Genomic DNA, 22,823 nt, shown 5'->3' on the forward strand with positions numbered 1-22,823 from the left:
CGGTTCCGCCCATTGCCGTGTCCGGCCCGCTACCTTGGCAGGAGGACGCGGGACGGCGTGCACCCGGGAAGGACGACTCATGGCAGGACTGGCCAGCAGCGCGATCGGGAAGGGCTTCGAAGGCGTGTTCCGGGGCATCAAGCGTGTCCGCCGGCACCGCCCGATCCACACCCGCGGGCTGCGGCTCGACGGCACGGTCGTGGTCCACGAGCACGGCCTGCACAGCGGGATCGCGTGGATCGATCAGCCGGGCCGGGCCCCCGCGACGGCCCGTGTCTCGCGCTCGGTCGGTACTGCGGACGGCCTGCCGGACATCATGGGACTCGCGGTGCGGGTTCATCACCCGGACAACGGGGCGGGGCCCTCGACCTTCTCGGACATCCTGCTGTCCTCGACCGGCTGGTCCGTCCCCGGCCGTTTCGTCCTCGTGCCGAGGCTCCGGCTCTCGCGCACGCCGTTCGGCACGATGATGCCCTACCGCGGCGACCACGGCCCGGTGCTGCTCGGCGCGCGCACGCTCGACCCCGCCGGGCTGCCCGCGTCACTCCGTGCGCTCGAACGCGCCCTCGGACCCTCGACCTGGCGGCTCGGTCTGTTCTTCGCGACGCCGCTCGGTGCGTGGCAGCACTTCGGCACCCTCACCCTCGTCCTGGCCCCGGAGGCAGAGGAGAGGGATCTCCGCTTCGACGCCATCCTCCATCCCCTCGCCGGCGCCGCGACGTACGAGTGGGCACGCCGCGTCCGCGAGCCCTCCTACGCCCTCTCCAGGCGTCCGCCGGGCGTCGACTGATCGCGGGGACGGCAGGGCCCGACGGCGTGTGTCCGGGCAGCACAAGGCCCCGGTCGCGCCTTCCGGGGAAGGGCGGCCGGGGCCGTGTCGCCTGTGTCACCGGTCGGGGTGACACACCGGACAGTCCCTAGAGCTTGCCGACCTCGGAACGGCTCGGCTGGGGCTTGTTGTCGGCGTCGTACTTGTAGATACCGATGGCGGCCTCGGTGGGATCACCGTTCTCGTCGAAGGAGACAGGACCGGAGATGCCGTCGTAGTCGATGTCCTCGCCCTCACGGAGCAGCGTGACGCAGCCCGCGAAGTCGAAGCACTTGGTGCCGTCCTTCGATACAGCTGCGAGCTGCTCGGAGATGGCCGTGCCCTCGACGCTCCCCGCCGCCTCGGAGGCGAGCGCGATGAGGTTCACGGCGTCGTAGCTCTCACCGGCGTAGGCGAAGCTGTCCAGGTTGGGGTCGATCGTGGCGAGGGACTCCTGGAATCCGGTGCCCGTAAAGGGGCCGGGGATGGTGCCCTGGGCTCCTTCGAGGGTGCCCGGATCGAGGTCCTTGCTGTAGTCGGTGGTGTTGCCGTCGACCATGAAGATCGAGCTGGCGTCGATGCCCTTGGCGACCAGCAGCGGCACGATGCTCTTGGCCTCGTCGAAGCTGATCAGGACGATGGCGTCGGGCTTCGCCGCGGCGATGGCGTCCACCTGGCTGGAGAACTGGGAGTCGCCGGTGTTGAACATCTCGTTGCCGACGACCTGGCCGCCTGCCCCTTCGATGACCTCCTGGATGTTGCTCTGCAGGCCGGTGCCGTAGGAGTCGTTGAGCGTGATCATGCCGACGGTCTGCGCGCCGCACTCCATGATGTAGTTGCCGAGCGTGCGTCCCTGGAGCACGTCCGAGGGAGCGGTGCGGAAGTACAGGCCCTTGTCGTCCCAGGTGGTGAACTCCGGCGAGGTGTTGGCGGGCGAGAACTGCACGACGCCGGCACCCGTGATCTGGTTGATGACGGTCTTCGACACACCCGAGGACGCGGCGCCGATGATGGCGCTGACGTCCTGGGACAGCAGGTCGGTCACGGACTGCGTGGCGATGTCGGTCGTGGTGTCGCCGGAATCGCGATGCGTGATCGAGATGTCCTGGCCCAGCACACCGCCGGCCGCGTTGACCTCCTCGACGGCGAGGTTGACGCCCGCGATCTCCGGCGGGCCGAGGAACGCGAGCGTCCCGGTGGTCGGCAGGATGGATCCGAGCTTCAGCGGCTGGGGGCTCGTGGTCTCGCTGGCGGGTACGGCCGCAGGATCACCCTTCTCGCCCTGCTCCTCGCCGGTCCCACCCTCGCTCTCGGGACACGCCAGCGCGGATGCGCCCGCGGCCGCCGTGGTCTCCGTGCTGCCGCTGTCGCCGCCGTCGCCCTCGGAACCCGTGGTCCCGCCGCCACCGCAGCCGGAGGCGAAGAGCGCGACGCCCAGGCTCAGGGCAGCGATCTTCGCCGCGCGCGGGGCGTTCTCCCCAATGCCGAAACGCGCGGAGTTGCGTGTTGCAGTCATGAATTAGTCTCCTCGACCGAAAGGCTCTTGCTGCCTTTGATGCGTGTTGCCAGGTGTTCCTGGCTTATGGAAAAGCTAATCCAATTTCGTGTCCGAGATAAGCGAATCCGGTTACATCCTTGTAACGCTCGTCACAGCCGACAGATCCCACTCTTGACAGCGGGCACTGATCAGTATCCTGTCGATCGACGGCGGCCGGACACTTCCGCGGCCATTCAGCGGACGTATACGGCGGCCACTCACGCGGGAGAAGTGCCCCAGCAGGGACTCGAACCCTGACTGAACAGATTTTAAGTCTGCTGCCTCTGCCATTGGGCTACTGGGGCCGGCCGGACGCTCCAGCCTACCGCGGAGGGCAGGCTCGGTCCCTCGGCGGCGGCAGATCCGGCGGGGCGAAGCAGAACGACGGCGGCCCGGGGCGGGCCGCCGTCGTTCTCCTCACGGGTGGTGCGCGGTGCTCAGGCCGTCGCCTTCGCGGAGGCCGCCTTGCCTGCCGGGGTGGGCGGCTGGCTCTGCAGCGCGGTGTCCTTCTTCGGCGCCGGGGTGGCCGCTTCGCGGAACTGGCGCTGGGGGGTCTGCAGGTCGGAGAGCGGAGCGAGGTCCCGACCGAACAGGAAGCTCAGGCTCCAGTTGACGATGACGCGTGCCTTGCGCTCGTACATGGGCATCGCGAAGCCGTGGTAGCCGCGGTGCGCCAGCCACGCCGGGAAGCCCTTCATGCCGAAGCCCATGATGTTCGCGACACCCTTGAACTGGCCGAAGCCGGCCACGGCACCGAGGTTGGTGTGGCGGTATTCCTTGACCTCGTCCACACCGTAGTTCGCGGCGAGGATGTTGGCGGCCAGCAGCTTGGCCTGGCGGACGGCGTGCTGGGCGTTCGGGACGCAGAAGCCTCCCACTCCCCCGCCCGTGAGGTCGGGGACGGCCGCGACGTCGCCGGCGGTCCAGGCATGCTCGATGGGTCCGTCGTCACCGGTGATGCGGAGTTCCGGGGAGGCACGGACGCGGCCGCGCTCGTCCACGGGGAAGTCCGTGGACCGGACCACGGGGTTCGCCTGCACACCGGCCGTCCAGATGAGGGTGTCGGTGCCGAACTCGTCGGCCGGGGTCTTGTCCGGCATGTTGATGAGCTTGAGCATGCCATCCACCGCGCTGGAGAGCGAGGTGTTCAGCAGGACCTCGATCTGGCGTGACCGGAGGTGCTCGACGACCCACTCGGCCTGCTCGGCCGTGACCTCGGGCATGATGCGCCCCATGGCCTCGACGAGGACGAAGCGCAGGTCGGTGCGGCTGAGGCGCGGGTTGGCCTTCACGGCGTCACGGGCTGCGTCCTCCATCTCCGTGATGGTCTCGATGCCGGCGAAGCCGCCGCCGACGACCACGAAGGTGAGGGCGCGGTCCCGCTCGGGGCCTTCGGGGAGGACCGAGCCGGTCTCGATGCGCTCGAGCATGCGGTCGCGCAGGGCGACGGCCTCCTCGATCGTCTTCAGGCCGATGCCCTGGTCCTTCAGGCCGTCGATCGGGAAGGTACGCGTGATGGAGCCTGCGGCGACGACGACGTCCGTGTAGCCGAGCTCGAAGGACTCCCCGCCGCCCGAGGGTGCGATCGTCGCGGTGCGGCCCGCGTGGTCGATCGACGTGACCTTGCCGGAGATGAGCTCCGTCTTCCTCAGGTGCTTGCGGTGGGACACGATGGCGTGGCGCGGTTCGATGTTCCCGGCGGCTACCTCGGGGAGGAACGGCTGGTAGGTCATGTAGGGCAGGGGATCCACCAGCGTCACGATGCCGCCATGGTCCTTGACCTTTTTCTGGAGCCGGTGCGCGACGTACAGGCCGACGTAGCCGCCGCCGACGACGAGGATGCGCGGGCGATCAGAGAAGTGTGGGTTCGATGCCATCCCCCGATGCTACCGGACTTTGTGAAAATCTTCACTAGCTCGGTGGGTGGCCCGGCAGCACTCTCGGGCCCCGATCGTCGTCCTCGGCGCTCCGCCCGCCGTCGCTCCTGTGTTCTCCGGCCGCCGCCTCGCGCCGCCGGACGTGAGCCACGTGCAGGGCTCCGCCCACGAGCACGGCGAGCATCAGGCCCGCGAAGCCGACCACCACGACGCCCGGGATGGTGTGGACCGACTCGAGTGGATCCTCCGCCTGCGGGGCGGGTGGGGCGGGGATGATCTCCGGGGCCGGTCGGCTGGGTGGCACGGGAGCCGGCGCCGGGCTCTGGCCGCCCCGCCGGTACAGCTCGATCCACTCGGCCATGCTGCCCAGTCGGTTCTGGTCGGGCACGGAGATGTCGCTGCCCACGGCCGCGGCCACGTCCAGGACACCGTAACCGTAGAGGGTGTCGAAGCCCGGGGCCCCGGCGTCCTTCGCCGTACCGATGATGCGGTTGACGACCTCCGCGGCCGTGAGCTCCGGGTACCGCGACCGGATCAGGGCCGCCACGCCGGAGACGAGGGGCGCCGCGCCGGAGGTCCCGGACCAGTCGGCGTAGAACCCGCCGGGGAGCCCTCCCACGAGGTTCTCGGAGGGTGCCGCCACCGCGATGCTGATGCCTTCACTCGATGCCTCGTCGCTGGCCATGCCGGACCGGTCGAGGCCGGCCACGGCGAGGACACCGGGGATCGTCGCGGGGGCACCGACCTGGGTCAGTCCACCGGCCCGGTTGCCGGCCGCTGCCACGATCACGACGTCGTTCTGCTCGGCGTGGAGGAAGGCGTCGTCCCAGCTCTCGGGCCACGCCGTGCTGGTGCTGCCGAGCGACATGTTGATGACGTCCGCGCCGTTGTCCACGGCCCAGCGGACGGCGTCGGGCACCTGCTCGTCGACGGAGATGCCGGCCGGGTTGGGGCCGCCGTTGGGCCCCTCGATCCAGACGGACACCGCGAGGAGGTCGGCCTTCGGTGCTACGCCGACGATGCCGTCCGGGCCCTCCCCGTACTGGGAGTACGGCTCCGCCTCCACCGTGGGTTCCGCCGGGGCGGTGCCCCTGTCGGAGGGCTCGGGGGCGGGCGGCGCCTCCGCGTCGGTGTGTCCGCGGCCCGCCACGAGGGTGCTGACCAGGGTTCCATGGCTCGGGACCTCGCCGATGCCGCGCAGTCCGCCCGGGTCCCCGGCGCCGGAGGCGTCCGTCCCGCCGACCACGGCTCCGGCGAGGTCCGGGTGGGTCGCATCCACGCCACTGTCGATCACGGCGACCGTGACGCCCTCGCCCTCCGTGGTCGTCCATGCCTCGGCGATGCCGTAGTCCTCGAGCCAGTACTCCTTGGCGCGCACCTCGTCGGCGGCGGCGGGCAGGGCTGCCTGCAGGAGGACGGTGAGGGCGACGACGACGGCCGTCCCCGTCCGGACGGCCGCGCGGGCTGGCGTGGGCATCAGCTCACGTGCCCTGCCGGGCGACGCTCAGCGCTATGCCGTCGAGGATGTCGTGCTCGCTCGCGACGGCGGTGGTGACGCGCCCACCGGTCAGGACCGCCACGCGATCGAGGATCGTCCGCCATATGAGGGCGCCGGCGCCGATGACATCCACCCGGCCCGGATGCATGTAGGGCAGCGACGCGCGCGATGCATGCGGCCGGTGGAGGAGGTCGGAGGCCGCGGCGGAGATCGCCGCGATGGGCAGCTCGGCCCCATGGATGCGGTCGGGCTGGTAGGCGGGCAGGTCGAGGGCGTGCGCGGTCACCGTGGTGACGCTGCCCGCCACGCCGACAATCTTGGTGACCTCATGCAGCGGCACCTCGTCGGCGGCCTGGTCGACGAGGCGCCGGACCTCGGCTTCCATCGCCGCGATCTGTTCCTCGGAGGGCGGGTCGTCCCGGAGGAAACGCTCCGTGAAGCGCACGCAGCCCATGTCGGTGCTCAGGGCTCCGATCAGCCCCCCGGCCGTGCCCGCCACGAATTCCGTGCTGCCACCGCCCAGGTCGATGACGAGGACGGTCTCGTCCGCGGCCGTCGCCAGGACGCTGACGGCGCCGTCGAAGGAGAGTCGCGCCTCCTCGTCCCCGGAGACGACCTCGGGCTCGACGCCGAGGCGCGCCCGGATGCCGTCCACGAAGTCCTGCCGGTTCTCGGCGTCCCGCGATGCCGACGTCGCCACGAACCGCACGGGCGGGTTCCCGTGGTGCGCGATCAGCGCCGCGTACTCCTCGGCCGCGGCGAAGGTGCGCTCCAGGGCGGCCTCGGACAGGCGCCCGGTCGCGTCGACCCCCTCGCCGAGGCGCACCACGCGCATGAGGCGCACGACGTCGGTCAGCACGCCGTCCTGGACGTCGGCGATCAGCAGGCGGATCGAGTTGGTGCCGCAGTCGATGGCAGCGGTGCGCATGGCTTCTCCTCGCGGGGGTGCGGTCGTGGCCGCGTCGGCGGCGCCGCGGCGTGCCGCCCGTTTCGCCTCGAGCTCCTCGGGGCTCAGCCCCTGGGTCCTGGTGTGTCTGCTGAGGTCGGCGTGGGGCGCCTGGCCCGTGGTGTCCCATGCCCCCTCGCAGTAGCAGCGCTCCGGCGTCCACCAGGGGGCGATGCGGCTGATCGCCTCGTCGCCGAGCGGGTTCACGCCGGGACCCGCCGCGAGGGCATGGCCCACCAGCACGTGCAGGCATTTGACCCGTGTCGGCATACCGCCGGCGGAAACGCCGTCGATCTCCGGGACCGGGCCCGTGCCGGCGCGTTCCCCGACGGCGTCGCGCGCCGCCAGGTACGCGAGGTGCGCCGCCCGGTAGTGGTCGGCGAGACCGGAGTCCTCGGTGAGGCGGTCGCTCATCCCGGTCATCACGCCGTCGGCCTCGAGACGGGAGACTGCCGCGGTGATGACGGGGTGCGCCAGGTAGTACGTGGTGGGGAACGGGATGCCGTTGGACAGGCGCGGGGCCGTGGTGGCGACGAGCGGGTTCCCGCAGACGCACCGGGCACCGATCTCGACGACGTCGCGGACGGGACGCCCCAACTGCCGGCTGAGGACGTCGAGGTCGCGCCCGCTCGGGGTCCTGCTGTCGGTCGCCGGTCGATCCTCGAGGGCGTCGTGCTGGCGGTGCTGGGTCACGCTGTTCCTTCCTTGGTACGCGGCGGGCATGCGCTCCGGCGCAGCACCCGATCCGACGGGGCCCGCCCCGGGGGGGGCGGCGTGCCGTCGCTCAGTCCGTCGCCGCGCGGGCGACCGAGGTCCACAGGGAGTCCACCCAGGGCAGGTCGGCGGGCTCGGCGGCCGAGCCCTCCCCCGTGCTCTCCTCGATGCCGTCGCCGCCCTTGACCAGGTAGCGGGTCTCGCCCGGCATCACGAGGAAGATCCGCTCGCGGGCCTGCTGCTTCACGAAGGCGGGATCGTCCCAGCGCGCGAGCTCCGAGGTGTAGTCGGCCTGTTGCTGCTGCTGCCGGGCGATGTCCGCCCGGAGGGCGTCGAGTTCGGTCTGCTGCTGCAGGTAACGGCTCACCGACGGCGCCAGCAGCACGATCACCGCGACGAGCACGACGGCGAGGGCCAGCAGGCGTCCCGAGAAGGCCTTCGCCGGGATGGGTGTGGCTTCCTCGGCCGGCTCGATGACCGACTCCGCCCGCCTGGACCCGAGCCGCCCGCGCCGGATGCTGCCGGCCAGCTGGGACCGTTCCGCCGCCCTGGCCGCGGAGGCCGACGCCGCGGGGGTCCCGGCGGCCTCCAGCCGCGGACGGGCCGGGGTCGTCCCGGCCGGTCCCGCGCCGGCGCGCGACGCGGAGGTGCCGCCGGAACCCGGTGCGGGCCGTGGATCCTTCGTCGCCGAAGGGCCCGGGGCGCGCGGGGTGGCCGGTTTCCGCGGGGACCCGGCGGCCCTGGAGGTCGCCGGCGCGTGGCCGGTACCCCGGGGGCCCGTACCGGGTCCGGGCTGCGTGGAAGGCCCGACGGCCCGGGAGCCGTGGGCAGGGGGCTGGCCCTTGGACGTCCCCGGGACCGGCCGCTCCTCCGCCGCAGGCGTCGGGCGGCCGGCTCGCGGCACGTTAGGGCGGCGGACGGTCATGGAGCTCCTCGTCGATGCTGTCGCGTGTGGTCGCGTGGGTGCCTCACGGAACCCGTCTAACGAGGGTAACCGCCCTGTCGATCAACTGCGGATCACCTAGGCCGTGAAACGCGGGAAGGCGCTGCGGCCGGCGTAGCGTGCGGCGTCGTCGAGCTCCTCCTCGATGCGCAGCAGCTGGTTGTACTTGGCGACGCGCTCGCTCCGGGCGGGTGCGCCGGTCTTGATCTGGCCCGCATTGGTGGCCACGCAGATGTCCGCGATCGTGGTGTCCTCGGTCTCGCCGGAGCGGTGCGAGGTGATCGTCGTGTAGCCGGCGCGCTGCGCCATCGAGATGGCGTCGAGCGTCTCGGTCAGGGTGCCGATCTGGTTGACCTTGACCAGCAGCGAGTTCGCCGTCCGGGTGGAGATGCCCTTGGCGAGGCGCGTGGGGTTCGTGACGAAGAGATCGTCGCCGACGATCTGCACCTTGTCGCCCAGCGAGTCGGTGAGGAGCTTCCAGCCTTCCCAGTCGTCCTCGTCGAGCGGATCCTCGATGGAGACGAGCGGGTAGTCGCGGACGAGCTCCTCGTAGTAGGCGCTCATCTCCTGGGTGCTGAGGGACTTGCCCTCGAACTGGTACGCGCCGTCCTTGTAGAACTCGGAGGCGGCGACGTCGAGCGCGAACGCGATGTCGGTGCCCGGCGTGTACCCGGCGCGCTCGATCGCGGTGGTGATGAGGTCCAGGGCGTCGCGGTTGGACGGCAGGTTGGGGGCGAAGCCGCCCTCGTCGCCGAGGCCGGTGGCCAGGCCCTTCTCCTTCAGCACGGACTTGAGCTCGTGGTACACCTCGACGCCCCAGCGGAGGCCCTCGGAGTAGGTCTGTGCGCCGAGCGGCACGATCATGAACTCCTGGATGTCGACGTCGGAGTCCGCGTGGGATCCGCCGTTGAGGATGTTCATGAGGGGGACGGGCAGCACGTGCGCGTTCGGTCCGCCGAGGTAGCGGTACAGCGGGAGGGTCGAGGACTCCGCGGCGGCGCGGGCGATGGCGAGCGAGACGCCGAGCATCGCGTTGGCGCCCAGGTTGGACTTGTTCTCGGTGCCGTCCAGGTCGATCATCGCCTGGTCGATCGCGCGCTGGTCGGCGGCGTCGAATCCGAGGAGGGCCGGCTGGATCTGCTCGATCACGGCTTCGACGGCCTGCAGGACGCCCTTCCCGAGGTAGCGGTCCTTCTCGCCGTCACGGCGTTCGTTCGCTTCGAACGCACCGGTGGACGCACCGGAGGGGACAGCGGCGCGGCCGAAGGTGTCGTCGTCGAGCAGTACCTCGACCTCGACCGTGGGGTTTCCGCGGGAGTCGAGGATCTCCCTCGCGTGGATGGCATCGATAATGGCCATGGAATAGCTCCTCTTCGTTGGAGTGTAGGGTCAACATCTTGTTGGGACGTCTTTGTCAGGGCAACGGAGGTGTTGCTCCCAGCCTAGTTCACCTGCGTCCCGGCGGTGCCGTGGGTCACGCGGTTGTGACGTGGGCGGGCCGGCCGTCCCCGGGCTCAGGCCCCGTCGCGGACGTCCCGCTGGTAGTCCAGCACGGCACGGCGCAGGGCACGCTCCGGGTCGATGCCCGCGCCGAGCGCCCGGCGGACCAGGGCCAGCAGTTCCAGGCCGAGGTCGGCCTCGCTCCCGGCCACGACGCCCTGCGGCTGCTCCGGCCGGTCCTCCCCCGCGCTGCTCTCCCCCGCCCGCCCGAGGGTCTTCGCGGCGAAGGCCAGCGCGGGGAGGCGGTGCGGGATGCCGTCGAACGGTGAGGTGCGGGCGGGCCGCTCCTGCGCCTTCACGGCCTGCCACGCGGCGACGATGCCGTCGACCGACGGCGTGTCACGCCCGGGCGTCGCGGCCCGCAGGCTCCCGTCCGTCGCGAACACGTGCGGGTTCCGGCGCACCAGCTTGTCGGTGAGCCCCTCCGCCACCTCGGCGAGCCCGAAGGACCCGGCCTCGGCCCGGAGCTGTGCGTGCAGGACCACCTGGAACAGGACGTCGCCGAGCTCGCCCCGGAGCTCGTCGAGGAGGGACCGCTCCGGCGTCCCGGCGCGCGAGACGTCGTCGACCGCCTCGTAGAGCTCGTACGTCTCCTCCACGAGGTACCCGAGCAGCGCCGCGTGGTCCAGGGCGGCCGTCCACGGGCAGTGGCGGCGCAGCAGGGCGACCACCTCGACGAGGCGCTCCACCGCCGCGCCCGGAGGGTTCCCGGGCGCGGCGTCGCGCGCCCCTGCCGCGTCCTCCACGGAGCTCAGGCGGAGGCCAGCCCGGCGGCGGCGTCGAACCGCTGGGCGACGTACTCGGCCAGGGCCTCGCGGTCCTCGAGCGGCAGGAACGCGGCGTCGACGGCGTTCAGGGTGAGGGCCAGGAGGTCGCCGAGGTCGTAGCCGAAGGTCTCGACGAGCAGCTCGAACTCACCGGTCAGCGTGACCCCGCTCATGAGGCGGTTGTCGGTGTTGACGGTGACCTTGAAGCCCAGCTGGTAGAGCAGGTCGAACGGGTGGGCGTCGATCGTGGTGCCGAAGGCCTCGATGGCCCCGGTCTGCAGGTTCGAGGACGGGCACAGCTCGAGCGCGATCCCCCGGTCCCGCACCCACGACGCGACCAGGCCGAGGTTCGCGATGCCCACCTCTTCGCCGTCGGCGGCCTGCTCGTCCGCGGCGTCCTCGATCTCGATGTCCTCGGCGATGCGGACGCCGTGGCCGAGGCGCAGCGCACGCCCGGCGACGAGCGCGTCCCGGATGCTGTCCAGGCCGGCGGCCTCTCCCGCGTGGACGGTCACGGGGAACTGCTCGGAGGCGAGGAAGGTGAAGGCGTCGGCGAAGCGGGACGCCGGGAAGCCGTTCTCCGCACCGGCGATGTCGAAGCCGACGGCCCCGCGGTCGCGGTGGCGGAGGGCGAGTTCGGCGATCTCCTGGCCGCGGTCGGCGTGCCGCATCGCGGTGACGAGCTGGCCCACCTGGATGACGCGGCCGGCGGCGATCGCCGCGGCGGCGCCCGCCTCGAGCCCCTCCTGCACGGCTTCGACGGCCTCGTCGAGGCTCAGGCCCTGCCGGGTGTGCTGTTCGGGGGCCCAGCGGACCTCGCCGTAGACCACGCCGTCGAGCGCGAGGTCCTCGACGAACTCCCGCGCCACGCGGATGAGCCCGTCCCGTGTCTGCATGACGGCGATCGTGTGGTCGAACGTCTCGAGGTACCGCTCGAGGGATCCCGAGTCCGCGGATTCGCGGAACCAGGCACCGAGGGACTCGGCGTCGGAGGCCGGCAGCTCGTGGCCGATCGCGGCGGCGAGCTCGAGGATGGTGGCCGGCCGCAGCCCGCCGTCGAGGTGGTCGTGGAGAGAGACCTTCGGGAGGGTCCGGATGTCGATGGCAGCGTCGGGGACGGCGTCGTTCTGGGTCTGGGTCACGCTGCCAGCCTACGCGATGCGCGTCAGCGCGGGCCCGCCCCGTGGGCCGGTTCGGGCCGGCCAAGGGCCTCGCCGGCGGACCCCCCGGTGGGCTCCCCGTCGGACCCACCGCGCGTGGCCTGCAGCGGGGTCGAGCCGCGGACGAGGGCGATCACGCGGTCCGTCACGAGACCGATCACGACGGCGATCCCGACGGCCACGGCGACCCCGAGCAGGTGGTTGTGCTGGAACCACGTGCCCGCGACGGCGCCGATCCCGACGGAGTAGCCGGCCCACACCACCCCGGACAGGGCCGTGAGGGCCACGAAGCGGCGCCGGGAGTAGCCGGTCGCGCCCGCGGTGAGGTTCACCGCGACCCGGCCGATCGGGATGAAGCGCGCCACCAGGATGAGCGAGGCCGCGCGCATGGTGAGCTCCCTGCCCGCCCAGGTGAAGGAGCGCTGCATCCGGGGCCGCCGCATCCACCGGAACCGTTCGGTGCCGATCCATCGGCCGAGGAGGAAGGCGATGTTGTCGCCGAGGAAGGCTCCGAGCGCCGCGACCAGGACCAGCAGCCACGGGTCGGGCACCCCCTGCGTGATGATGAGGGACGCCAGCCCGACGACGACGGATTCGCTGGGCACGGGCGGGAAGAAGCCGTCGACGAGGCAGCAGGCGAGGACCAGGAGGTACACCCAGGGCTCTCCCGCCGCTGCGAGGACGCCGGCGCCGATGCCGTCCAGGGCAGTGGTGATCGCATCCATCGTGGGCTCCTGCCGTCGTCGCCCCGTACCTCCGTGACGGGCGTCCGGCTCCGACGCTACCGGCGCACCCGGGGCCGGGTCGTCGGCCTTCCGGGCGACCTGCGCAGGGGCCGGTCTCACCCCGAGGGATGAGACCGGCCGCGCAAGCCCCTAGGGGTTCACCCTGCCGGGCGCCCGCGTGGGAGGACTAGGCGATGCGGTCGATGATGAGCCGCTGCGCCGGGCGCGATCCCTCGGGCGCGATCACGACGGCGTCCGCCAGCGCCTCGCGTGCACGCTCGAACCTCTCGGGGGTGTCGGTGAGCAGCGTCATCAGCGGCTCCCCCGCGCGCACCGTGGCCCCGGGCTTCGCGTGCATCCGCACGCCGGCGCCCGCCTGCACCCGGTCCTCCTTGCGGGCACGGCCGGCACCGAGGCGCCACGCGGCGACACCCACCGCGAGCGCGTCCAGGCCCACGAGGACGCCGTCCGCCGGGGCGAGGACGACCTCGGACTCCTTGGCGACCGGCAGGGCCGCGCGCGGGTCGCCGCCCTGCGCCTCGATCATCCTGTTCCACACGTCCATGGCGCGACCGTCCTTCAGGGCGGCCGCGGGATCGGCGTCGTGCACGCCGGCGCAGGCGAGCATCTCCTCGGCGAGGCGGACGGTGAGTTCGACGACGTCGGACGGGCCCCCGCCCGCGAGGACCTCGACGGACTCCTCGACCTCGATCGCGTTGCCGGCGGTGAGCCCGAGCGGGGTGCTCATGTCGGTGAGGAGCGCGACGGTGTTCACGCCGGCGTCCTTGCCGAGCGCCACCATGGTCTCGGCCAGCTCACGGGCACGGGCCTCGTCCTTCATGAACGCGCCGCTGCCCACCTTGACGTCGAGGACGAGCGAGCCGGTGCCCTCCGCGATCTTCTTGCTCATGATCGAGGACGCGATGAGGGGGATGGCCTCGACGGTGCCGGTGACGTCGCGGAGCGCGTACAGCTTCTTGTCGGCGGGCGCCAGGCCCGTGCCGGCCGCGCAGATGACCGCGCCCACCTCGGCGAGCTGGCGCAGCATGTCCTCGTTGCTGAGGTGCGGCTGCCAGCCGGGGATGGATTCGAGCTTGTCCAGGGTCCCGCCGGTGTGGCCGAGGCCCCGGCCGGAGAGCTGCGGCACCGCGACGCCGAACACGGCGACCAGGGGGGCCAGCGGCAGGGTGATCTTGTCCCCCACCCCGCCGGTGGAGTGCTTGTCGCTCGTGGGGCGGCCGAGCGAGGAGAAGTCCATCCGCTCGCCCGAGGCGATCATCGCGGCCGTCCAGCGGGAGATCTCGGCGCGGTCCATGCCGTTGAGGAGGATGGCCATGTTGAGGGCGGCCATCTGCTCGTCGGCGATGGCGCCGCGCGTGTAGGCGTCGATGGTCCAGTCGATCTGCTCGGGCGAGAGGATGCCGTGGTCGCGCTTGATGCGGATGATGTCGACGGCGTCGAAGGCTTCGGTCATGGGGGATCCTCGGATCTGTTCGGCGGGGCGGGGTGTGGACGACGGGAAGGATGGCGCGGGGCGCGGCCGGTCGGGCCGCGCCCCGTGGGCCGGGTGCTCAGGCGAGGTGCTGGGGCCCGAAGGCGTCCGGCAGGACCTCGTCCATGGTGCGGATGCCGCTGACGGTCAGGAGGACCATGTCCGGGGCCCGGAACTCGTACAGCAGCTGGCGGCAGCGTCCGCACGGCATGAGGGTGTTGCCCTCGCCGTCCACGCAGCTGAAGGCCCGGATGCGCCCGCCGCCGCTCATGGCCAGCGCACTGACGAGCGCGCACTCGGCACACAGCGTCAGCCCGTAGGACGCGTTCTCCACGTTGCAGCCGGAGACGATCCGGCCGTCGTCGAGGAGTGCCGCCGCTCCGACGGGGAACTTCGAGTAGGGGACGTAGGCGTTCCTCATCGCCTCCGTCGCGGCGGCGGTGAGGGTGTCCCAGGGGATCCCGGCCGGGGTGGTGGTCTCGGTCATGAGGGGTGCTCCTAGCCCTTGATGTACGGGATGCCGCTGGCTCCCGGCGCCCTCGAGCGGCCCACGAGGCCCGCGACGGCGAAGACCGTCACCACGTAGGGCAGCATGCGCAGGAACTGGTCCGGCACCGGGGTGCCGAGCAGGCTGAGCACGTTGGACAGGTTCGTGGCGAAGCCGAACAGCAGGGCCGCGAAGAACGCGCCGATCGGATTCCACCGGCCGAAGATCATGGCCGCCAGCGCGATGTAGCCCGCGCCCGCCGTCATGTCGCGCCCGAAGCCCGAGACGGCGACGAGCGTGAAGAAGGACCCGCCGATGCCCGCGACGACACCGGCCAGGAGCACGTTCGTGAAGCGCACCCGGTTGACGTTGACGCCCAAGGTGTCGGCGGCCTTCGGGTGCTCCCCGACCGCGCGGGTCCGCAGGCCCCAGCGGGAATGGAAGAGCTCCACGTAGATGACGGCGACCGCCACGTACATCAGGTAGCCGACGATGGTCTGCTCGAAGAGGATCGGCCCGATCACGGGGAGGTCCGAGAGCAGCGGGATCTCGATGATGGGCAGGCGCGGCGGCGAGTTCCACCGCTCCGGGTCCTCGGTGAGGACGGCGGAGAACAGGAAGCCGGTGAGCCCCGAGACCAGCACGTTGAGCACGACGCCGACGATCACCTGGTTGACGACGTAGCGGATGCTGAAGACGGCGAGGACGAGCGACACGAGGACGCCGGCGACGGCCGCGGCGAAGAGGCCGACGAACGCGTTGCCGGACAGCGACCCGGCGACGGCCGCGGCGAAGGCGCCGAACAGCAGCTGCCCCTCGATGGCGATGTTGACGACGCCGGAGCGCTCGCACAGGATGCCCGAGAGCGAACCGAAGATCAGCGGGACCGCGAGGGTCACCGACCCGGCAAGGAGCCCGTAGAGGGCCACGTTCGGGGTGCGGGCGCTGCCCACCACCCAGGTCAGGAAGGCGATGAGGAACAGGACGGCGAACACGGCCGGCACCCAGGTGGGCACCTTCCGGGCGGAGCGCGTCCGCAGGAACGCGATGACCGCGAGGGCGATCATCCCGAGGGCGGCGATCCAGCCGACGACGGGCGCCGACACCACGAGCGGGGGCAGGACGATCGCGTCGCCGTCCTCCGAGAGGCGGAACGTGACGTCGTTGGCCGGGGCCCCGATCGCGAAGACCAGGAGGGAGAAGAGCGCGACGACGGCGAGGATGATCGGGGTCTTCCAGCTGCGCACGCGGGCGTCGCCGCCGTCGCGGGCGCCGTGCGCGGGCGCTTCGGTGGTTGCTGTGCTCATGCTGCTGCTCCGGTCGAGGCTGGCGTACGGGTCGTGGAGCCGCCCTTGCCGGCACGGGAGGCGCCGGGTGCGGGGAGGCGGAACAGCGCGCGGACGAGCGGCGGCGCTGCGATGAAGAGGACGATGAGCGATTGCACCACGAGGACGATGTCGATGCTGGTGCCGGTCGACGCCTGCATGGTCACCCCGCCGGCGCGGAACGCGCCGAACAGGATGCCCGCCGCGAAGGTGCCCCACGGTGTGGAACGCCCGAGCAGGGCGACGGTGATCGCGTCGAAGCCGAAGCTCGCAGCGACCCCCGAGGTCAGCACCTTCTCGGTGCCGGACACCTGTGCCACGCCCGCGAGTCCCGCGAGGGCACCGGCGATGGCCATCGCCAGGATGTAGCCCTTGCTGACGTTGATGCCGGCGGTGCGGGCCGCGCTCGAGTTGGCGCCGATGGCGCGCAGCTCGAAGCCGACCGTCGAGCGGTTGAGCAGCCATGCCACGAAGAACGTCGCCAGCACGGCGACGACGAAGCCCCAGTGCAGGCGGAACCCCGCGCCGAGCAGCGGCGGGTAGAGCGCCGTCGCGTCGAGCTGGGGGCTGATGGGGTTCGTGGACCCCGGCCGCTGGAAGGCCGGTGTGCTCAGGAAGTAGAGGACCAGGTTGACGGCGATGTAGTTGAACATGATGGTCAGGATGACCTCGTGGGCGCCCGTGCGTGCCTTGAGGAGCCCGACGATCCCGGCCCAGATCGCACCGCCGACCATGCCGGCGAGGATCACCAGGAGCAGGTGGATGCCGGCCGGGAGGTGGAGCGTGAAGCCGACCCAGCCCGCGAAGGTCGCACCGATGAGGATCTGGCCCTGCGCGCCAATGTTGAACAGGCCCGCGCGGAACGCGAGCGCCACACCCAGGCCGGCGCAGATGAGCGGCGTGGCGACCGTCAGCGTCTGCGTCAGCGGGTAGATCATCCGGGCGAAGGTCTCCCCCTGGAAGTTGAACACCGAGCCCTGGAAGAGGGCGATGTACGCGCTCGACGCCGCCGTCCAGGCCGCCGCCAGGGTGTCCTGCGGCCGGCTGAAGAAGTACGACGACGCCCGTGCCACGTCCTCGTCGGTGATGGCGATGAGCAGGCCGCCGAGGACCAGCGAGAGGACCACGGAGAGGAAGGCGACGAGCGCGTTCCCGGTCATGATGCGCTGCAGGAGCGTCGACTCGGGCGAGGTTCCGCCGCCGAGACCGGTCGCGGTGGGGGGCACCGCGGGAGGGGGCAGTTCCCCTCCCGCCGTCTCCGCCGCGTTCTCGCGCCGCACCTCGTCCTGGCGCGCGGCCTCCTTCGCTTCCCGACGGCTCAGCGGAGCGTCGCCGTCGGTCGCCGGGCTGGCCGGCCTGTCGTCCTGCGGGCTCACAGGTTTCCTCCTTGAACGTCGTGTACCTGGGCCAGTGCTTCGTCGCCGGCCATGCCGGCCATCATCAGGCCGAGGACATCGCGCGACGCCGTGCCGGGCACGATGCCCATGAGGCGCCCGCGGTACAGCACGGCGATCCGGTCGGCGAGTTCCAGGACCTCGTCGAGCTCGGTGGAGACGATGATGACGGGTGTGCCGCCGTCGCGCTCCGCGACGATGCGCCGGTGCAGGAACTCGATGGATCCGACGTCGACGCCGCGGGTGGGCTGCGAGGCGATGAACAGTTCGAGCGGCCGGGAGAACTCGCGGGCCATGACGACCTTCTGCTGGTTCCCGCCGGACAGCGTCCCCGCCGCCGCGGACGCGGACTGCGTCCGGATGTCGTACTCCGCGATCTTCTCCTCGGCGTTCTTCTCGATGACCGCGGGTGACATGGACAGGCCCCGGGCGAAGGGGTCGTCGTCGTAGCGGTTGAGGACGAGGTTGTCGGCGACCGAGAACGTGCCGACGAGCCCGTCCACGCTGCGGTCCTCGGGGACGAACCCGACGCCGGCGCGGATGACGTCCTTGACGCTGCGGCCCAGGAGCTCCTCGCCGCCGAGCGTGATCGAGCCCGTGACGTGGTCCTGGAGCCCCATGATGGCTTCCGTGAGTTCGGTCTGCCCGTTGCCCTGGACGCCCGCGATGGCGAGGATCTCCCCCTGCGCCACCTCGAAGCTGAGGCCGTCCACGACGCGCTGGCCGTTGGCGGCCTGGACCGTGAGGTCGCGGACCCTGAAGGTCACCTCGCCGGGGGTCGCCGGCTTCTTGTCGAGCGTGAGGCTGACCGAGCGCCCCACCATGAGGGACGCGAGCTCGGTGGTCGACGCGTCCGGGTCCGCGGTGCCGACCACCTTGCCGCGGCGGATGACGGTGATGACGTCGGAGACGGCCTTGACCTCGCGGAGCTTGTGCGAGATGAAGACGATCGACTTCCCGTCGGCCTTGAGCTGGCCCATGATGCCGAGCAGCTCGTCGGTCTCCTTGGGTGTCAGCACGGCGGTGGGCTCGTCCAGGATCAGCACCTCGGCGTCGCGCACGAGGGCCTTGATGATCTCGACGCGCTGCTGCACGCCGACGGGCAGGTCCTCGACCACGGCGTCGGGATCGACGTCGAACCCGTACTGGTCGGAGATCTGCCGGATGCGCGTGCGCGTCTTCTGCAGGTCGAGCATGCCACCCGCCTTCGTCGCCTCGTTGCCGAGGGCCACGTTCTCCGCGACGGTGAACACCGGCACGAGCATGAAGTGCTGGTGCACCATGCCGATCCCGGCGGCCATGGCGTCCCCGGGTCCCTTGAAGGTCACCGGCTTGTCGTCGACGAGGATCTCGCCCTCCGTCGGGTCGTACAGCCCGTACAGCACGTTCATGAGCGTCGACTTCCCGGCCCCGTTCTCACCGAGCAGGCTGTGTACCTGTCCCGGTTCGACGACGAGATCGATGGAGTCGTTGGCGACGAGCGATCCGAATCGCTTCGTGATGCCGATCAGTTCGAGTTTCACAACTCATCCAACCTGTTCTGTTCTTGTCGTGTCCTGACTCGTCGCTGGATCGAGCGGAAGCCACGTGAAGGATACCGGGCGGCGCATCGGTGCACCGACCGGCCTCGAATGCAAACCGCCCTCCTCCCGGGGTGACCCCGCGGGAGGAGGGCGGTCCTGGTGCGCTGCCGTGCTACTTCGGGCTGGCCGCCGATTCGACCGTGATCTCGCCCGAGACGATCTGGTCCTTCAGGCCGTCGAGCGTCGCCTGCAGATCGGCGGGGACGTTGGCCTCCTGGTCGTGGAACGGCGCCAGTGCCACGCCGCCGTTCTCGAGGGTGCCCACGTACGGGGTGTTGTCGAAGTTGCCCTCGACGTCGGTGCTGATGACGTCCTCGACGGCATCGCCCATGAGCTTCATGACCGAGGTGAGGATGAACTCCTCGCCCTTGCCCGCGGTCTCGTAGCCGTCGGAGTCGACCCAGATGGCCTTGACGTCCTTGCCGCCCGCATTGGCCTCGATGACGGCGTCGAGCGTACCCGAACCGACCGGACCGGCGACGGGCATGATGATGTCGGCGCCCTCGTTGATGAAGTTCTGGGTGTTGGTCTTGCCTGCTGCCTGGTCCTCGAAGTTGCCCACGAAGGTGCCGTTCTGGCTCTCCTTGTCCCAGCCGAGGAGCTGGACGTCGCCGCCGGTCTCCTCGTTGAAGTAGGTGACGCCGTCGGCGAAGCCGTCCATGAAGATGGTCACGGTCGGGATGTTGATGCCGCCGAAGGTGGCCACCTTGCCGGTCTCGCTCGTGGCGGCCGCCGCGTAACCGGCCAGGAACGCCGCCTGCGCCGTGTCGTAGATGATCGGCTTGACGTTCGGCAGGTCGATCGAGTTGTCGTCGACGATCGCGAATTTCGCCTCGGTGTTCTGCTCGGCGGCGGCCTTCGTGGTGTCGGCGAGCAGGAAGCCCACGGTGACGGTGAGGTTGCAGCCGCCCTGGACCATGCTGTCCACGTTGGGCCCGAAGTCGGTCTCGGCCTGCGACTCGGCCTGGTTGATCTCGATGCCGAGGTCCGCTTCGGCCTTCTTCAGGCCCTCGTAGCTGGACTGGTTGAACGAGCGGTCGTCGAATCCACCCGAGTCGGAGACGATGCAGCCGAGGTAGTCGGAATTCGCTTCGGCGCTCGAGCCGCCTGACGCCTCTTCGGCCGGCGGTGCCCCGCAGCCGGAGAGGACGAGGGCCGATACGCCGAGAACGGCCGCGGACAGGCCGGTGCCGCGCGAAATTTTGCGCAGTGAGTTCTTCAAAATGCCTCCAGGAGAAATATGCGCCACGGGAAGGAATGCCAGCGAGTGTCCATCCCGGACACGATTGGTCCGAGGCTCTGTTGTCACTGGAAGACCGTGGCGCCGCGACACCGTCGGTGCAGCACGTATGCGAACATCCTAAGGGCCAAGTGACGGGGAACACTACACGGGCACACCGAGGGCGCCGATCGTTCGGGTTTCGTTATGCACAGGTTGCTGAGCACCTGTCCGGCGGTGCCGGACGCCCGGCTACGCGTCGGCGCCGAGGATGGCCCGGAGGGCTGCGGCGGTCATGACGCGGATGCCGTAGCCGATGGCCCTCTCGTCCGGTCGGTAGTCGCCGCGGTGCAGGTCGTAGGTCTCCCCGCCGGGCGTGCGGGTCCCCAGCCGCATCATGGCGCCGGGCACCTCCTGGGTCATCCAGGCGAAGTCCTCGCCTCCCATGGACTGCGGCGTCAGGACGACGGCACCCGGGCCGAGTTCGGCGCGGGCGGCGGCCTCGAGCAGGCCGGTCTCCGCCTCCTGGTTCACCACGGGGGGCACACCGCGGGTGTGCTCCAGCTTCACGGTCACGCCGAACGGCGCCGCGACCTCGCGGACGGCGCGGTCGAGCAGCTCGCCGGCGGACTTCCACGCATCGGCGTCGAGGCAGCGCAGCGTGCCCGACATGTAGCCGTGCGCCGGGATCGCGTTGGGGGCCGACCCGGCGTGGATCTGTCCCCACACGAGGGAGACGGCGCTGCGCACGTCGATCCGGCGGGAGAGCACGGCCGGGACGTTCACGGCGATGGACGCCAGCGCGAACACGAGGTCCTCGGTCAGGTGCGGGCGCGAGGTGTGGCCGCCGCGACCGCTGAGCTCGACGCGGATGGTGTCCGACGCCGATGTGATGGCGCCGATGCGCGTGCCGACCAGGCCGACGTCGATCCGCGGGTCGCAGTGCAGGGCGAGGATCCGCGGCAGGCCGGTGAGCACGCCCTGGTCGATGACGTCCAGGGCGCCGCCGGGCATCATCTCCTCGGCGGGCTGGAAGATGATCCGCACTGTGCCGGGCAGGGGCTGCTCGCGGTCCAGGTCGGCGAGGACGAGGGCGACGCCGAGCATCACCGTCGTGTGGATGTCGTGGCCGCAGGCGTGCGTCACGCCGGTCGAGGCCGACGCGTAGGCGAGGCCCGTCTCCTCGACGATCGGCAGGGCGTCGATGTCCGCCCTCAGACCGAGGCGGAGCGGACCCTGGCCCACGTCCACGAAGACGCCGGTGCCCAGCAGCCGCTGCGGGACGAGACCCGCCTGCCGGAGCCGTGCGACGAGCAGGTCCGAGGTGCGGTGCTCCTTGAAGGACAGCTCGGGATGCCGATGGATGTCACGCCGGATGCCGGTCAGCTCGTCGAGCAGCGTGTCGAGGGATGCACCGACCCGTGAGGCAGGAGGGCTCTGGGCGCTGAACGTTTCCACGCCCTCAGCCTACCGACCGGCGGCCCGAGGGCGGCACTTCATTGCTCCCGCGCCTCCGCCGTCCGATTCCTTGCCCTCCTAGAGCACGTCGGTGTCGCCGCTGGCGCGGAGCCTCTCGACGGCCTTCTTGACCTCCTGGGCGTGTTCCTTGGTGGTGACGAGCAGGGCGTCGGGGGTGTCCACGATGACGACGTCGTCGATCCCGATGAGCGCGATCACCCGCTTGGTGTCCGAGACGACGATGCCCGAGGCGTTCTCGGAGAAGACGCGCGCACCCTCCCCCATCACCGTGAGCTCGCTGTTCTCCTCGGCCGGGTTCAGCCGTCCGATGGCCGCGAAGTCGCCGACGTCGTCCCAGCTGAACTCGCCGGGGATCATGGCGACGTCGCCCGCGGCCGCGGCGGGTTCCGCGACGGCGTAGTCGATGGCGATCTTCGGCAGCGTCGGCCAGACGCGGCGGGCCACCTCGACCCGGCGGGGGGTGTCCCAGGCCTCCGCGATCTCGGCGAGGCCGGCGTAGAGCTCGGGCTCGTTGGCGGACAGGTGCTTGAGCATGAGGTCCACCGGGGCCACGAACATGCCGGCGTTCCAGGAGTAGTTGCCGCTCTCGATGTAGCCGTCGGCGACCTCCTGCGAGGGCTTCTCCACGAATTCGATGACGGCGTGCGCGCTCGGTGCCCCGTCCACGGCGAGGGGCTCGCCGGCCCTGATGTACCCGAAGCCGGTCGACGCGTGGGTCGGCTTGATGCCGATGGTGACGATGAAGCCGCGGGCGGCCGTCTGGATGGCCTCGCGGACCGCGTCCTGGAAGACGTCGACCGGCGCGATCACCTGGTCGGCGGCGAACGATCCCATGATGATGCGCGGGTCCCTCCGGTGCAGGATGGCGGCGGCGAGCCCGATCGCGGCCCCGGAATCCTTCGGCTCCGACTCGAGGACGAGATTCAGGTCCTCGATCTCCGGGAGCTGCGCGAGCACCGCGCGTCGGTGGACGATGCCGGTGACGACCATGATCCGCCCGTCGCAGAGGGGGCGGAGGCGGTCGTAGGTGGCACGGATCAGGGTGCTGCCGGAACCGGTGAGGTCGTGCAGGAACTTGGGCGCGGCCGCCCGTGAGAGCGGCCACAGCCGCGTGCCGGTGCCTCCCGCGGGGATCACGCCGTGGAAGCGCGCGAGCGCATCGTCTACGAGCTCGGTGTCTGGGGTGTGGGCAGCCGCCCTCTCGGTACTCATCCGTTCCACGGTAACCGACGCATGCCGGGGCGGACTCCCTCCCGCCGGGGCCACCCCCGGTGGGTGCCGGGCTCGGTGCCGGGCTCGGTGCCGGGCACGGTGCCGGGCTCGGTGTCGACCCCGGTGTTAACAAGGTCACAGGTGAGGCGCCCCTAAA

General features: G+C 71.1%; 18 protein-coding genes and 1 tRNA gene. 1 reads left to right on the forward strand and 18 read right to left on the reverse strand.

Going from position 1 to position 22,823, the window contains the following annotated elements; genetic code table 11:
• The first annotated feature begins 79 nt into the window (after positions 1–79).
• Positions 80–790: a hypothetical protein gene (locus CXQ92_RS14410; RefSeq protein ID WP_104168449.1), complete on the forward strand. Its 711-nt coding sequence runs from the start codon at positions 80–82 to the stop codon at positions 788–790.
• A gap of 127 nt (positions 791–917) precedes the next feature.
• On the opposite strand, the gene CXQ92_RS14415 is transcribed toward CXQ92_RS14410, so the two are convergent.
• From CXQ92_RS14415 to CXQ92_RS14500, 18 genes are all read right to left on the reverse strand, one after another.
• Positions 918–2,324, reverse strand: a complete 1,407-nt coding sequence (locus CXQ92_RS14415) for an ABC transporter substrate-binding protein (RefSeq protein ID WP_104168450.1) — start codon at positions 2,322–2,324, stop codon at positions 918–920.
• Positions 2,325–2,577: 253 nt separating this feature from the next.
• Positions 2,578–2,650 (reverse strand) — tRNA-Leu (locus CXQ92_RS14420).
• Positions 2,651–2,782: 132 nt separating this feature from the next.
• The gene (locus tag CXQ92_RS14425; protein ID WP_104168451.1) at positions 2,783–4,222 is read right to left on the reverse strand and encodes an NAD(P)/FAD-dependent oxidoreductase; all 1,440 of its coding nucleotides are present in this window, start codon (positions 4,220–4,222) and stop codon (positions 2,783–2,785) included.
• 34 nt (positions 4,223–4,256) lie between these two features.
• Positions 4,257–5,699 (reverse strand): S8 family serine peptidase, encoded by a 1,443-nt coding sequence (locus tag CXQ92_RS14430; protein WP_104168452.1) that lies wholly within the window; start codon positions 5,697–5,699, stop codon positions 4,257–4,259.
• Between the two features lie 4 nt (positions 5,700–5,703).
• Positions 5,704–7,359, reverse strand: coding sequence for a DUF501 domain-containing protein (locus tag CXQ92_RS18825; RefSeq protein WP_306738640.1), 1,656 nt, complete (start codon positions 7,357–7,359; stop codon positions 5,704–5,706).
• Between the two features lie 91 nt (positions 7,360–7,450).
• Positions 7,451–8,305, reverse strand: coding sequence for a septum formation initiator family protein (locus CXQ92_RS14440; protein ID WP_104168454.1), 855 nt, complete (start codon positions 8,303–8,305; stop codon positions 7,451–7,453).
• Positions 8,306–8,401: 96 nt separating this feature from the next.
• Positions 8,402–9,682, reverse strand: a complete 1,281-nt coding sequence (gene eno / locus CXQ92_RS14445) for a phosphopyruvate hydratase (RefSeq protein ID WP_104168455.1) — start codon at positions 9,680–9,682, stop codon at positions 8,402–8,404.
• 155 nt (positions 9,683–9,837) lie between these two features.
• A complete protein-coding gene (locus tag CXQ92_RS14450; protein ID WP_258069965.1) occupies positions 9,838–10,569 on the reverse strand; it encodes a MazG nucleotide pyrophosphohydrolase domain-containing protein in 732 nt (243 codons plus the stop codon).
• Between the two features lie 5 nt (positions 10,570–10,574).
• Positions 10,575–11,732: an adenosine deaminase gene (locus tag CXQ92_RS14455; RefSeq protein ID WP_104168456.1), complete on the reverse strand. Its 1,158-nt coding sequence runs from the start codon at positions 11,730–11,732 to the stop codon at positions 10,575–10,577.
• 23 nt (positions 11,733–11,755) lie between these two features.
• Complete coding sequence (locus CXQ92_RS14460) at positions 11,756–12,475, reverse strand: DedA family protein (RefSeq protein ID WP_104168457.1); 720 nt, start codon at positions 12,473–12,475, stop codon at positions 11,756–11,758.
• Positions 12,476–12,662: 187 nt separating this feature from the next.
• A complete protein-coding gene (locus CXQ92_RS14465) occupies positions 12,663–13,949 on the reverse strand; it encodes a thymidine phosphorylase (RefSeq protein ID WP_104168458.1) in 1,287 nt (428 codons plus the stop codon).
• 97 nt (positions 13,950–14,046) lie between these two features.
• Positions 14,047–14,454, reverse strand: a complete 408-nt coding sequence (locus CXQ92_RS14470; protein ID WP_104168459.1) for a cytidine deaminase — start codon at positions 14,452–14,454, stop codon at positions 14,047–14,049.
• Positions 14,455–14,465: 11 nt separating this feature from the next.
• A complete protein-coding gene (locus CXQ92_RS14475) occupies positions 14,466–15,761 on the reverse strand; it encodes an ABC transporter permease (RefSeq protein WP_104168460.1) in 1,296 nt (431 codons plus the stop codon).
• Positions 15,758–16,939 (reverse strand): ABC transporter permease, encoded by a 1,182-nt coding sequence (locus CXQ92_RS14480; protein ID WP_258070014.1) that lies wholly within the window; start codon positions 16,937–16,939, stop codon positions 15,758–15,760. Before CXQ92_RS14480 ends, CXQ92_RS14475 begins: the two co-directional genes overlap by 4 nt.
• A gap of 212 nt (positions 16,940–17,151) precedes the next feature.
• Entirely contained in the window at positions 17,152–18,696 is a 1,545-nt protein-coding gene (locus CXQ92_RS14485) for an ABC transporter ATP-binding protein (protein WP_104168462.1), read from the reverse strand.
• A gap of 172 nt (positions 18,697–18,868) precedes the next feature.
• Positions 18,869–19,978 (reverse strand): BMP family protein, encoded by a 1,110-nt coding sequence (locus CXQ92_RS14490; RefSeq protein WP_104168463.1) that lies wholly within the window; start codon positions 19,976–19,978, stop codon positions 18,869–18,871.
• Positions 19,979–20,227: 249 nt separating this feature from the next.
• Positions 20,228–21,433: an amidohydrolase gene (locus CXQ92_RS14495; RefSeq protein WP_104168464.1), complete on the reverse strand. Its 1,206-nt coding sequence runs from the start codon at positions 21,431–21,433 to the stop codon at positions 20,228–20,230.
• A 78-nt stretch (positions 21,434–21,511) separates the two neighbouring features.
• A complete protein-coding gene (locus CXQ92_RS14500; RefSeq protein WP_104168465.1) occupies positions 21,512–22,666 on the reverse strand; it encodes a mannose-1-phosphate guanylyltransferase in 1,155 nt (384 codons plus the stop codon).
• Positions 22,667–22,823 lie beyond the last annotated feature (157 nt).

The sequence above is a fragment of the Arthrobacter sp. SX1312 genome, assembly GCF_002929295.1.
Taxonomy (GTDB): domain Bacteria; phylum Actinomycetota; class Actinomycetes; order Actinomycetales; family Micrococcaceae; genus Arthrobacter_D.